Consider the following 13,348-nt stretch of genomic DNA (forward strand, 5'->3'; position numbering starts at 1 on the left):
TGGCACGATGAGCGTCGCATTCCGCCGCGAAAGCGACGAGGACCATAAGGAGCCGAAGTTCGAGATTCCGATGGTGCCGGGCCCGAACCTGGTGACCGCGCGCGGCAAGGCGCTGATCGACGCGCGTGTCGCCGAGCTCGAGGGGGCTGCCGCGCAGGCGGAGGGCGATGCGCGCGAGGCGATCCAGCGCGACCTGCGCTATTGGCATACGCGGCAGACGACGGCGGAGATCGTGCCCGTGCCGTCACCCGACAGCATCGCGATCGGGTCGCGCGTACGCTTTCGCATGGCCGGACGCGAGCGGTGCATCGACATCGTCGGGCACGACGAAGCGGATCCCGCCGCGGACCGCATCGCGTTTCAGGCCCCGCTCGCCGCGGCGATGCTGGGCGCGGAAGCCGGGGAATTGATCGACTTCAACGGACGCGCCGAAGCGATCGAAATCCTGTCGGTCGAACCGACCCCCGAATAAGAAGGCCCGGACGTTTCCGCCCGGGCCTTCCATCGCTGGCCGGTGGAGACCGGCCCGCTTGGGAGCCTCGCTCAATAGGTGCCCGAGAAGCTCCGGTTGAGATAGTGCGCGCCACGCGTATCGTCGCGATCGCCGAACAGCGCACCGCTGCGCTCCTCGTCGCGCCACGCCGACTTGGCCTGATCCGCAGTCTTGCGGATATGGACCTTGTCGTCGACCGTTTCGATCCAGCGCGACGGGATCGAATGGTGATGGCCACCGGCATCCGCGTCGTTCTTGGTCAGGATGATGCGGTCGCCGCGGACCTTGTCGACCGTGCCGACATGCTCGCCATCCGATCCCACCACTTCCATATGCTCGGTCACGCGCTGCAGCGCGCTGCGCTGACCCTGCCGTTCGCTGCGCCAGCTGCCGAACTCGTTCTCGAACCGCGTCTGATTTTCGCGGCGATATTCGTGATAGTCACGGTCGAGATCGTCGATCTGGCGGCGACGCCAGCCATAATAGTCCTGGTCGCGGCTCGCCCAGTTGTCGCCATAGCGCTCGTCGTAGCGGGCATCCATCGCGCGGCGCCGCTCGGCATCCTCGTCGCCGAACCACGAGCGGACCTCGTCCCCGGCCCGGTCGAAAAAGCCGCGGTCGTCATAGGAATAGCCCGACGGCTCGCGCTCGCGGCGGCGTCCGCCCTCATACTGGTCGCGATAGCCGCGGCTTCCGCTGGTATAGCGATCGTCATAGTCGCGCTGGCCGCGCGGCGCATATCCGCGTCCGCCGCCATAGCGACCCTCGTCGCGATATCCGCCGTCGTCGCGGTCGCGCCAGCCGCTGCGTTCGCGGTCATAGTCGGTCGCAGCGAATTCGCGCGCGCTCGAACGACCGCGGTCGCGGGCGGGATCGTAGCCATAGCCATAACCGCGCGAGGGCGTCTCGCCGCCGGTGCCCCAAAGTTCGTCGCGATTGCGGTTCGGATAGGGTTCGTAACCCATGGTAACCTCCTCATCCTACTGGTTTTCAGGCGCGCGCCATCGGCGCGCCCCACAGGTAAAAAATGAACCGGAGGCAGCAAATGTTCCGGTCGACGCCCGGGAGTCTGCGACGAGCGGACGCAGGCGTTCGCCGAGCCGGAAAATCGGCGCAAGAGCGTTGCAAAGCGGGTGCAGGAGAGCTAGAGGGTCCGCCTTCCGGCGGTGCCGGGGCGTGGAGCGGGGCTGTAGCTCAGATGGGAGAGCGCTGCAATCGCACTGCAGAGGTCAGGGGTTCGATTCCCCTCAGCTCCACCAACCTACCGAAAATCCGCGATGACCGTCCCGCCAAGGATGCGGGCGATGCGAGTTGCATCGCTCCGGCGGAACTCGGCGTGAGTTTGCCGTTGACCTGAAGCGAATGCCCGCGAAGCGTGCCGGGGCTGTGCGACATGTTTAGCGGCGCTTGGACGGCTTGTACGGCCCGAGCTTATCGGCCCGCCGCCGCGAGCTGCCAGTCGGTGCGCACGAGCCAGCGGAACAGCGGCGCGCGCGATCGCAGTTCGGCTTGCGCGGGAGCATCGAAGTCGGGCGTCGCCGCCAGTCGGCGCAGTGTCCGCAACTGCGCGGACATCAGCAATCGGCGCGCGCGGGAATTGTCGCCGGCGATCATTGCCGCCCCGCCATAGCCTGCTTCCTGCTCGATCAGCAGCGGATCGGCTTCGTCGAACGCGAGCAGTGCGGCGCGATGCGCGGCGGCGAACGCTGCGAGAGCATCGGCGTGCGCGCCGCGGCGCAGGTGATAGCCGGCGAACGACCAGAAGATGCCGTTACGCACGCGCGGCAAGGTCGCGGGATCGGCGAGCGCGGCGTTGATGCGCTTCATCATGTCGACCGTTTCGGCGCGGCGACCATGTTCCTCGAGCCAGATCGCGAGGCGGGCCTCGGCCAGCGGGAGTGCTGGCGAGCCGGCGCCCTGATCGCGGCGAATCCTGTCGACCTGCGCGCGAAGCATCGCTTCTTCAGGCGCCACCGGAGCGGCCGCAATCAGTTCGGCGGCGCGCAGCGCCCGCGCCGAGCCGGGGCGTACGCTCGCCACGACGCGTCGGGCAAGTGCCGCCGCCCCCGCCTTCTCGCCGCGTGCCGCGAGAAGCTTGGCAAGATCGAGGAGGATCGCCTGTTCGGAATCGGCGTCCTTCAGCGCCAGCGCGAGCGGCAGGGCGTCGCGATATGCACCCTCGGCGCCCCGCGTGTCGCCGATCGCGACCAATGCATCGGCAAGCCCGCGCCGCAATGCGAGCTCGACCTGCGGGCCCGCCTTCGCTGCGACCGCGGCGGCGAGCAACGGGCGCAGACGCGCTACTGCGGCGTCACCCTGACCGACCAGGCCGTAGAGGCTCGCCTCGAACAGCGCCGCGTCCACCGCGCGCTGCGCGGTCGCGCCGCGTGCCGCCGCCCAGAGCCGCGCCGAGCGCTGCGCGTGCGGCACCGCCTCGCGCGCGCGTCCTTCGCCTGCGAGCACGCTCGCGAGGCTGCCGGCCAGGCGGGCGTGATCCTCCCCCTCGGGCTGCACGGTGCGATCGGCCAGCGCCAGCGCCGCCGCGAAGCGCGCGCGTGCCGCCCGGGGTTCGACATCGACCGCGAGCGAGGCGACGAGGCCCGCCATGTCGACACAGGTGTCGTCGTTTGGGTGTGCCTTTTGGCAGGCTTCGAGCTGCGGCACGGCCGCGGCATAGGCGGCGCGCGCGTCATCCTGTTCGAGCGCCGCGACGACCATGGGGTTTGCGCGTTCGCGTTCGGCCGCGAAGGCGGGTGCGGTCGCGAGCAGCAGCAGTGCGGAGATTCGCTTCATTGCATCAGCTTTTCGCGCCCCGGGCGCACCCAGCTTGTGCCGAGTGCGCAATCCGATGGAAGTCGATGCCATCGCATCGCAACCTTTCTCCGACGCGACTACACCATGCGGGCCTGGAGGCGTCAACGGGCCGACAAGCCGTGACCCTTTCGCATGGGCGAACAGAGTCGATGTCGAGATCGGGCAGGACAGGAATTCAAACTGGCATTCGAGGAACCTGATGGCGCATCCGTCGCTATAGCGTCAGTGCACAAGCGCGTGGGGGGTAGGGGTGAAGCGACCATGGTGGCAGAGCGCGGTCATCTATCAGATATATCCGCGTTCGTTCCAGGATAGCGACGGCGACGGCATCGGCGACCTTGCGGGGATCGAACGCCGGCTCGACTATCTCGTTGCACTCGGCATCGACGCCATCTGGCTGTCGCCGATCTTTCCATCGCCGATGAAGGATTTCGGGTACGACGTCGCGGACTATTGCGGGATCGAGCCGATGTTCGGCGACCTTGCCACGTTCGATCGCCTGCTGGCGGCGGTCCACGCCCGGGGGCTGCGCCTGATCCTCGACTTCGTGCCCAACCACAGTTCCGACCAGCATCCCTGGTTCGTCGAAAGCCGCGCGTCGCGCGATAATCCCAAGCGCGACTGGTATATCTGGCGCGATGCCAAGCCCGACGGGTCGCCGCCGAACAACTGGATCAGCGACTTCGGCGGATCGGCGTGGGAATGGGATGCGGCGACCGGCCAATTTTATCTGCACGCTTTCCTGAAGGAGCAGCCGGATCTCAACTGGCGCAACCCCGAGCTCAAGCGCGCGATGTTCGACGTGCTGCGCTTCTGGCTGGACCGCGGCGTCGACGGGTTTCGCATCGACGTGCTGTGGCACATCGTCAAGGCGGCGGACCTGACCGACAATCCGCCCAACCCCGACTGGACCCCCGCGCGGACCGAGCGCGACCGCGTGCTCCAGCTGCATTCGACCGATCAGCCCGAGGCGCACGCCATCTCGGCCGAGATGCGCGCGCTCGCCAACAGCTATGGCGAGCGGCTGCTGGTGGGCGAGATCTTCCTGCCCAACGAACGGCATGCCCGCTGGTACGGCTCGGTCGAGCGGCCGCAGGTGCAGCTGCCCTTCAACTTCCAACTGATCGAGAATGACTGGAAGGCGGATCGGCTGCGCACCCTGATCGCGGACTATGAAGCGTCGCTGCCTGCGCATGGCTGGCCCAACTGGGTGATCGGAAGCCATGATGCCCCGCGCATTGCGGGGCGTGTCGGTGAAGCGCAGGCGCGCGTCGCGGCGATGCTGCTGCTCACGCTGCGCGGCACGCCGACGCTGTATCAGGGCGACGAGCTCGGCATCGGGCGGGTCGACATCCCAGCCGACCGGATCCGCGATCCGCAGCATCTGCGCCAGCCGCAGCTCGATATCGGGCGGGATCGGTCGCGCACCCCGTTTCCGTGGGACGACAGCGCGCATGCCGGGTTCAGCACGGGCGAACCGTGGCTGCCGCTCAACGCGGACTGGCGCACGCGCAACGCCGCGGCGCAACTGGGCGAGCCGGGTTCGATGCTCAGCCTCTATCGCGACCTGCTAGCCTTACGTCGGGCTCATGCGGCGTTGTCAGTCGGCGACATCGCGCTGCTCGACACGACGGGCGACCTGCTGGCTTATGAGCGGATGAGCGGAAACGAGCGGCTGCTGATCGCGCTCAACCTTGGCGGTGGCTCGGTAATGCTGCCACGCTCGGGCGACCACCGCCCGGTACGATGCCTGCTCTCGACGCGCGGTGTGTGGGACCTGTCCGACACGCTCGCCCCGAATGAAGGCGCGATCTTCGAATTAGAGGACGACTGAATGCGTATTGCGATGCTGGCCCCGATCGCCTGGCGCACGCCGCCGCGCCATTATGGCCCGTGGGAGCTGGTCACCAGCCTGTTGACCGAGGCGCTGGTGGCGAAGGGGGTGGACGTGACGCTGTTCGCCACCCGCGACAGCGTCACGGCCGCGACGCTCGATGGCGTGGTGCCAGCGTCGTATAACGAGGACGCGTCGATCGACGCCAAGGTGTGGGAGTTCCGGCACCTGGCGCATGTGTTCGAACAGGCCGACGCGTTCGACATCGTCCACAACCAGGCGGATTTTCCGGCGCATGCCTTCGCGAACCTGACGCGCACGCCGATCGTCACCACGATCCACGGCTTTTCGTCCAATCGCATCCTGCCGATGTACGCGCCCTATCAGGAGCGCGTGCATTTTGTCGCAATCAGCGATGCCGACCGGCACCCCGACCTGCGCTATGCCGCCACGATCCATCACGGCATTCCAATGGACATGTTTCCGCTGAACGCCACTGGCGGCGACGACCTGCTGTTCTTCGGCCGGATCCACCCAGACAAGGGCGCAGCCGAGGCGATTGCCGCGGCGCGTGCCAGCGGCATCCCGCTGCACATGTACGGCATCGTCCAGGACGAGGGCTATCATCGCGATCAGGTGCTGCCGTACATCGATGGCACCGCGATCCACTATCACGGCGCGGTCGGCGGGGAGCGGCGCGTGGCGGCGCTGGGCAATGCGCGCGCGCTGCTGCACCTCATCAACTTCGACGAACCCTTCGGGTTGTCGGTAATCGAGGCAATGGCGTGCGGCACACCGGTGATCGCGGTGCGCCGCGGATCGATGCCCGAGCTGATCGAGGACGGCGTCACCGGCTTCCTCGTCGATACGCTGGACGAAGCGGTCGCGGCGATCGCCCAGGTCGACGAGATCGATCGGACGGTGGTGCGCGAACGCATCCGCGCGCGCTTCTCGGTCGAGCGGATGGCCGACGACTATATCCGCCTCTACCGACGCATATTGGAGTCGTCGTGACGGTTTGCGTCGAGCGCTCGCCATGCGCGGAGCTTTCGACGACCCGCTGGATGCCGCGTCACGCGCGCGTCGGCGCGGTGCGGACGACCGTTAGGCCAGCGCCTCGAAGCGGAAGTCGCTGAATTTCGCGGTGCCAGCGCCTGCCGAATAGACGCCGGGGCGCAGCATGAGGAAGCCGCCGCGCACATTGTGGTGGTAGCCCGAGACTTCCATGCCGCGATCGAAGCGGTGCCACGTCTTTCCGCCGTCGCCGCTGGTATCGTAGGTGACGATGTGGCGGTCGTTGGTGACCCGCATCCGCAGCTTGCGCCCATGCGGGTTGGCGGGGCGGGCGCGCTCGATGCCATATTGATGGGTGACAAAGCGGTCGCCGTCGAAGCCGAGCCCGCAATAGAGCTTGTCGTCGTAAAACAGGATCAGCCCCGCGGTGCCGCCCGGCGCGATCTCGATATCGCATTCGAAGCGGTAGGCGGGGTCGCCCGCGATCAGCAGGAGCGGCGATGAACTGGACGGCGCGGCGCCGCGTGCGTCGAGATGGAGCACGTTGTCGGCGACACGCGCGCGGCCGCGTTCATCGGGGGCGGGGCGGAAGAAATTCCATTTCTTGCCGATCGCCAATGTCGAGAAATCGTCCGACAGGGCCATGCCGTGCGGGCCGCTTCTGGTGCCGCCCTTGGGCTTGACGATGGGCTGGGAGAGGTCGCCGCCCTTCATGCGGAACCAGCCGTCATCGGTCCATTCGACCGGGTCGAGCAGCGCCTGTCGCCCCAGCGTCCAATAGGCGTTCTCATAGCCGTGATAGACGCTCCACCAGTCACCGCCGGGACCTTCGACCAAGGTCGCATGACCGCGCGACCACCATTTCTCGCCGAGCGATGTGGTGCGGACGAGCGGGTTGTGCGGGCAATTCTCCCACGGCCCGTGGATCGATCGCGAGCGCGCGGCGATGACCATATGGCCGGTGGGCGGACCCGCCGTGCCGCCCACCGCGGTGATCATGTAGAACCAGTCCTTATGCCGTGTGATCTTCGGCCCCTCGGGCGCGAACCCCTCGACGATCCAGTCCTTGGGGTAGCGCCAGGGATCGTAGACATGCTCGGGCTCGCCGATGCGACGCAGTCCGTCGTCGGACAGGCGCACGCGGTCGCCGCCCGACAGGAACAGCCAGCGCGACCCGTCCTCGCCCACCGCATGGCCGGGGTCGATATGGTTGGGAAGATCGAGGTCGATCGGTTCGCTCCACGGCCCCTCGATCTTGTCCGCCCAGATCACCCAGCTGGTGTTCGGGCCCTTGGTCGGAATGTAGAGGAAATAGCGGCCATCATGCTTGCACAGCTCGGGCGCCCAGACCGATCCGATATTCTTCGTCAGCGCCGCGCCGACCGGTTGCCAGTTCACCAGATCGCGCGAATGCCAGATGACCAGCCCCGGATAGGAATCGAAGGTCGAGAAGGTCATGTAATAATCCTCCCCGTCTTTCAGGATCGTCGGATCGGGATGGTCGCCCGCCATCAGCGGGTTGAGGAACCGGCCGTCGCCGAGATCGGGAATGCGCTGATTGTCGAAGCCGCGCTTCCAGTCGGGGGCGGTCGGTGCCGCCTTGGCCTCCGACGCCAGCGCCGATGGAACGGCCGAGAGCGCACTGCCGAGCGAGGCTGCGCCGATCAGGTCGCGGCGGTTCAGGCGCATGCTGTTTCCTTTGATCTAGACGAGGATGCCGCCGGCCCAGGCCAGGAACAGTTCGGGCCAGGCTGCGACCGGCTTGCCGAGCGTCTTGCGCAGGCCGAAGCCATGGCCGCCATGGGCGAAGAGGTGGGTTTCGACCGGGACGCCCTTCGCCCGCAATGCGGCGCGCAGCAGCAGCGCGTTCTCGACCGGGACGACATCGTCATCCTCGGCATGGAGGAGGAAGACGGGCGGGGCGTTGGCGGGCACGTTGAGATGCGGCGAATGGGCGCGTTCGCGCGCCGCATCGGCATCGGCACCGATCAGCAACGCGCGCGACCCCGGATGAGCGTCCGGCGCGGTCATGCTGACGACCGGGTAGATGGGCGCCGCTGCATCAGGCCGCGCGGGTTGGCGGTCGGCGGCGTCGACGGGATCGTAGACGCGGACGTCGAAGCGGGTGAGCAGATCGGCGCAGAGATGGCCGCCGGCGGAAAACCCCATCGCCGCGACGCGCTGCGGATCGACCCCATAGTCGCGGGCACGGTGGCGGATCAGGCGCATCGCGCGCTGCGTATCGGTGAGCGCGACATCGGGTCCGGCCGCCCAGCCATCGCCGGGCAGGCGGTAGAACAGGACGAAGACCGTGAAGCCGCGGGCGCAGAGCCAGCGGCCCATCTCATAGCCTTCCTTGTCGATGACGACATGGCGGTAACCGCCGCCCGGGGTGATGAGCACTGCCGCGCCATTGGGGCGATGCGGGCGGAAGACGACGAGCCGGGGACGGGTGATGCCGAGCACCGCGCGATCGGTGACGTCGCGATCTGTGCTGCGTTCGGTGACCGTCTCTACCGGCGGGGTCGCGGGCATCCCCGGCGCCCCCTTCGGCCACAGGTCGATCGTCTCGACCGGGTCGGGGAGCCCCGCCGGTCCCGGCTTTCCGGTGGCGGGGGGTGCTGTCTGGGCGGAGGCGGTGGACGCGATCAGCGCCGCACCGCCACCGACGGTGGCAAGAAACGCACGGCGACCGGGTCGAAGGGGAGGCTCGGTCCGGTCGGTCATGCGCTCCCGCTCCGTCACATCTTGATCCGCGCGCCTACCAGGATCGTGCGGCCGAAATGGTTGTTCTCGTAATTGCGGCGCGTCCCGATATCGACCCAGCGCTCGCGATAGGCGTCGGTCAGGTTGGTGCCCTCGACCGAGACTTCGAGATAGTCGGTGACCTTGTAGCGCACCGAGGCATCGACGTTGGTGATTGCCGAATAGCCCTCGAAGATGTTGCCGGTGCCGGAACCGGCATCGGTGAACGGCCCGCGATAGGAGACCGAGGCGCGCGCGCTGAACTTGCTGTCCTCATAGTAGAGCGTCGCGTTATACTGGGTCTTGGACAGGCCGTAGAGCGTGTTGTCGAGCGTCACCGACTGCAGTGCGCCGCCGGGCGTGGTCGCCGGGCCTTGCTGGGTATAGGTGGCCGAGCTGTCGACGAAGGTCGCGTTCACGATGCCGCCGAAGTTCGAGAGGAAGCCCGGGAGGAACGTGAAGGGCGCCTGCAGCGCAAGCTCGATGCCTTCCAGCGAAGCGCCGCTGCCGTTGCCGGTGGTCGCGATCGTCCAGATCGGCTGCGACTGGAGCGACGGATCGAGCGCGGCGGGCGAGGACGGGACCAGCACCGAGGGCGACAGGCCGGTTTCGGTGAAGGTACCGGTGCGGGTGATCCCGACCGGGAAGCTCGCCACATCCTTCTTGAACAGCGCGACCGAGGCGATCGACTGCGGTGCGAAATACCATTCGAGCGCGACGTCGAAATTGGTGGCGCGGAACGGATCGAGGAACGGGTTGCCGCTGGTCACGCGGTAGTTGAAGCCGTCGGCCGAACCGCCCGGCGTGAGATTGCCGAGCGAGGGACGGGTCATCACCTTGGCGACCGCGCCGCGGATGATCAGGTCGCGCGCCGGATAGAGCGCGAGGTTGAACGAGGGCAGCCAGTCTTCATAGCTGCGCTCGACCGAGACCACGACACCGCTGTTGATGCCATAGGAGGACTGGTCGGTACGCACGTAGCGGATACCCGCATTAAGCGCGTAATCGAGGCCGAATAGCGTACCCTTGGCATCGAACTGGAGATAGGCGCCCTTGGTCTCTTCCTCGACTCCGCGATTGTTGCCGGTGTCGACGCGCAGCGCACGGCCGTAGAGCCCGGTATAGGCGGCCGCCGCGTCGAGGTTGGGAATGACCCACGACGTGCTGGTACCGGCCGGCGCGCCCGACCCGTTGAGGTTGAACACTTCGGACAGCGCCGGGGTCACCTGGAAGCCATAGATCGCGGTCGGACCGAACACGGTATTGGCCGAGCAGGTGATGGTGCCGAGCACCAAGTCGGTGCCGCCATTGCCGCACACCGCGGTGTCGCGGGTGAAGGCGTTGATGTCGTAATTGTAGCGGCGCCACACCGCGCCGGTCTTTACCGTGAACCCTTCGGTCACGTCCCATTCGGTGCGCAGCTGCGCCGTGCGGAACTGGTTCAGCACGTTCGACGGGCGGTCTCGGATTTCGGCGAGCTGGAAGTTGGCGGGATTGGTCGGATCGGTGCCGAAGGTCAGCACCGGGAACTGCATGTTGCTATAGTCGTAGCTGTAATTCTGCGCATCGCGATCATCGAACACGATCGTCGTCTCGACCGGCACGTCGGCGTTCGAGCGCGAATAGCCACCGAGCAGGGTGAAGCGGAAATTGTCGCCGATCTCCTGATCCCAGCTGCCGCCGATCTGGTAGAACTCGGTCTGGGTCTGCTTCAGATAATGTTCGGTGCGGACCCAGGCGTCGTTGAGCGTGGCGCTGATCATGTTGCCGTCGCCGTCATAGACCGGGTTGACGACATCGATCGACCGCTCGTTCGAACGCAGCAGCACTTCGCCCCATTTTTCGCGGCGGTCGGCGCTGAACTTTGAATAGAGGCCATCGATCGACACCTTGGTCGCTTCGCTCGGCGACCATTGCAGGCTGCCGGTCAGGCCCAGACGCTCGCGATAATGGCTGATCTCGCCATAGCGCGGGATGCGTGGGTGGAACGCGACGGCGGCCTGATCGCAGGCCGCGCTCGGGACGTAGGTGCCGCCGCGGTTCGGGGTGGTCCAGCACGGCGTGCCGTTGACCGAATCGAAGCGCGCCTGCGCCCAGCGGACGGTGTTGTTGCCGATCTCGCGCGTGGTCGTTTTCTGATAGGCGGCGGAGACCGACGCGCCGAAATCGCCATTGGGAGACTTCCAGCCGATCAGGCCGGCGAAGCGCGGGCCCCAGGTTTCGGCGAGGTCGTTATAGCTGCCCTGCGCCGATGCGGCGAAGGTGAAACCCTGCTTGCCCGCCAGCGGATTGCCGGTGTTTAGATCGACCACCGCACCCAGCGAGCCTTCGTCCAGATCGGCGGAGGCGGTCTTGTGGACGACGATCGAACTGAACAGCTCCGACGCGAAGACGTTGAAGTCGAATGCGCGGTCGCGGTTGGACGAAGCGCCGTCATGGCTGGTGGTGATCGTTTCGAGCCCGTTGACGCGGACGCGCGTGAACTGCGAGCCGAGGCCGCGCACGGTGATCGCGCGGCCTTCGCCGCCGTCACGCTGGATCGAGATGCCAGGGATGCGCTGAAGCGATTCGGCGAGGTTCTGGTCGGGGAACTTGGCGATATCCTCGGCGACGATCGCGTCGACCGCTGCGACCGAATCGCGCTTCACGTTGAGCGCGGCGTCGAGCGAGGCGCGGAAGCCGGTGACGACGATCTCTTCGCCCTCCGCCGGCGTCGGCTCTGCAGGCGCGTCCTGTGCCTGTGCGGCGGTGGCGATGACGAGAACGGAGGCGGCGGCGAGGAAGCGCGCACTGCCGCGAAGAGTAAACCGCATCGAAAATTCCCCTCTCAAGTCGGTGCCTATGACACCGGTAGCTTTCTCGGTCGAAACGCGCTGGTTTCGGCCTAAATCGGTCTCTGGGGGATGCCGAAGCTGCGATTCGCAGCGAATTTCAGCGCCATCCTCCCCGGATTTCCGCCGCGTTTTCGCGGTCGGGCACCAGATTTGTCTCATTGAGAAACCGGTGTCATAAAGACATTGTTCTGGAATTGGCGCCGTGTCAAGAAGGCGCAGACAGGAGAGAATATGCGAAACTGGTTCCCGCTGGCCCTGATTCTGGCCGCTCCCGCGGCGGCGTCTAGCGCGCCGCAAAAGGCGGTCGATGCCTCTGCAACGGCCCCCGCCTTTCCCGGCGCGCAGGGCTGGGCGGCGGCGACGCAGGGCGGGCGCGGCGGACGCATCATCCGCGTCACCAACCTGAACGCTGACGGCCCTGGCAGCCTGAAAGCCGCGATCGAGGCCAAGGGGCCGCGCATCGTGGTGTTCGAGGTTGCGGGTGTGATCGACATGGGGCTGAAGGGCTGGGACGTGACCGAGCCCTATCTGACCATCGCCGGCCAGACGGCCCCCTCGCCCGGCATCACGCTGATCCGCGGCGGGATCGACGTGAAGACGCACGACGTCATCGTCCGTCATATCCGCATCCGCACCGGGGTGGACGGGCAGGCCAAGCGATCGGGTTGGGAGGCCGACGCCTTCTCCACCGTTGCGGCCTATAATGTGATCGTCGATCACTGCACGATGAGCTGGGCAGTCGACGAAAACCTGTCGGCCAGCGGCCCGCGCTTCACCGGCGATACGGTCGAGGCGTGGCGCAAGGGCACCAGCCACAATATCACCTTCAGCTATAACCTGCTCTCCGAGGGACTGGCGGATGCGAGCCACCCCAAGGGCGAGCACAGCAAGGGATCGCTGATCCACGACAATGCGACGGGGATCCTGATCTACCGCAACGTGTATGCGCACAATGTCGAGCGCAGCCCGCTGCTCAAGGGCGGAGTGCATGCCGCGGTGGTCAACAACCTGATCTACGATCCCGGGAAGCGCGCGGTGCACTATAACCTGATGGCGCTCGAATGGGCGGGACATCCCTATCAGCAGGGCGAGCTGTCGGCAGTCGGCAATGTCATGCGCGGGGGCCCGTCGACGGACGCCGGATTGCCGTTCCTGATGCTCGGCGGCGATGGCGACTTGCGCTATCACGGGCGCGACAACATCGCAGTCGACAAGATGGGCAAGGCGCTGCCGATGTTCGGCCGCTATGGCGAAACGCGTGCCCGGCTGATCGAGGCGAAGACCCCGGTGATCTGGCCGAAGGGGCTCCCGGTATTAGCGTCGCGCGACGTCGAAACACACGTCCTCGCCAATGCCGGCGCGCGCCCGTGGGACCGCGACGCGCACGACATCCGCGTGCTGTTCTTCGTCGCCGAAGGCCGTGGCGAGATCATCGATGACGAAAAGGAAGTAGGCGGCTATCCCAAGATGAAGGAAACGCGCGCGCCGTTCGTCGAGGCGGAGTGGAACCTCGACACGATGGAGCCGAAGTCCGGCCGCTATCCGGGTCAGACGGGGCCGATCCAGGAAAGCCTGAGCGAACGCGACCGGGCGATGCGGAACTAGGGGGAGGGA

Annotated in this window: 9 protein-coding genes and 1 tRNA gene; 5 read left to right on the plus strand and 5 right to left on the minus strand. The window is 66.8% G+C overall.

The genetic code is table 11. The annotated features are described in order from the left end of the window. The first annotated feature begins 7 nt into the window (after positions 1 to 7). On the plus strand, positions 8 to 472 hold the full coding sequence (locus ABS767_RS07675; RefSeq protein WP_408077762.1) for a GreA/GreB family elongation factor: 465 nt from the start codon (positions 8 to 10) through the stop codon (positions 470 to 472). A 71-nt stretch (positions 473 to 543) separates the two neighbouring features. Here the strand turns inward: ABS767_RS07675 and ABS767_RS07680 are convergent, their stop codons facing one another. Then, positions 544 to 1,458: a DUF2171 domain-containing protein gene (locus tag ABS767_RS07680; RefSeq protein WP_408077763.1), complete on the minus strand. Its 915-nt coding sequence runs from the start codon at positions 1,456 to 1,458 to the stop codon at positions 544 to 546. Between the two features lie 218 nt (positions 1,459 to 1,676). On the opposite strand from ABS767_RS07680, the gene ABS767_RS07685 reads away from it, so the two are divergent. Next, positions 1,677 to 1,752: transfer RNA gene (locus ABS767_RS07685), tRNA-Ala, on the plus strand. 172 nt (positions 1,753 to 1,924) lie between these two features. On the opposite strand, the gene ABS767_RS07690 is transcribed toward ABS767_RS07685, so the two are convergent. Further along, complete coding sequence (locus ABS767_RS07690; RefSeq protein WP_408077764.1) at positions 1,925 to 3,286, minus strand: hypothetical protein; 1,362 nt, start codon at positions 3,284 to 3,286, stop codon at positions 1,925 to 1,927. A gap of 271 nt (positions 3,287 to 3,557) precedes the next feature. Between ABS767_RS07690 and ABS767_RS07695 the strand changes: the two genes are divergently transcribed. Then, positions 3,558 to 5,141: an alpha-amylase family glycosyl hydrolase gene (locus tag ABS767_RS07695; protein ID WP_408077765.1), complete on the plus strand. Its 1,584-nt coding sequence runs from the start codon at positions 3,558 to 3,560 to the stop codon at positions 5,139 to 5,141. After that, positions 5,142 to 6,155, plus strand: a complete 1,014-nt coding sequence (locus tag ABS767_RS07700) for a glycosyltransferase family 4 protein (RefSeq protein WP_408077766.1) — start codon at positions 5,142 to 5,144, stop codon at positions 6,153 to 6,155. Between the two features lie 90 nt (positions 6,156 to 6,245). Here ABS767_RS07700 and ABS767_RS07705 read toward each other — a convergent pair whose 3' ends face one another. From ABS767_RS07705 to ABS767_RS07715, 3 genes are read right to left on the minus strand one after another with little or no spacing between them, the layout of a single operon-like run. After that, positions 6,246 to 7,844: a family 43 glycosylhydrolase gene (locus ABS767_RS07705; protein WP_408077767.1), complete on the minus strand. Its 1,599-nt coding sequence runs from the start codon at positions 7,842 to 7,844 to the stop codon at positions 6,246 to 6,248. 15 nt (positions 7,845 to 7,859) lie between these two features. Further along, complete coding sequence (locus ABS767_RS07710) at positions 7,860 to 8,882, minus strand: alpha/beta hydrolase (protein ID WP_408077768.1); 1,023 nt, start codon at positions 8,880 to 8,882, stop codon at positions 7,860 to 7,862. 14 nt (positions 8,883 to 8,896) lie between these two features. Further along, positions 8,897 to 11,713 (minus strand): TonB-dependent receptor, encoded by a 2,817-nt coding sequence (locus ABS767_RS07715; protein ID WP_408077769.1) that lies wholly within the window; start codon positions 11,711 to 11,713, stop codon positions 8,897 to 8,899. 252 nt (positions 11,714 to 11,965) lie between these two features. Between ABS767_RS07715 and ABS767_RS07720 the strand changes: the two genes are divergently transcribed. Then, entirely contained in the window at positions 11,966 to 13,339 is a 1,374-nt protein-coding gene (locus tag ABS767_RS07720) for a pectate lyase family protein (protein WP_408077770.1), read from the plus strand. The last annotated feature ends 9 nt before the right edge of the window (positions 13,340 to 13,348 follow it).

Source organism: Sphingomonas plantiphila (genome assembly GCF_046000505.1).
GTDB lineage: Bacteria > Pseudomonadota > Alphaproteobacteria > Sphingomonadales > Sphingomonadaceae > Sphingomonas > Sphingomonas plantiphila.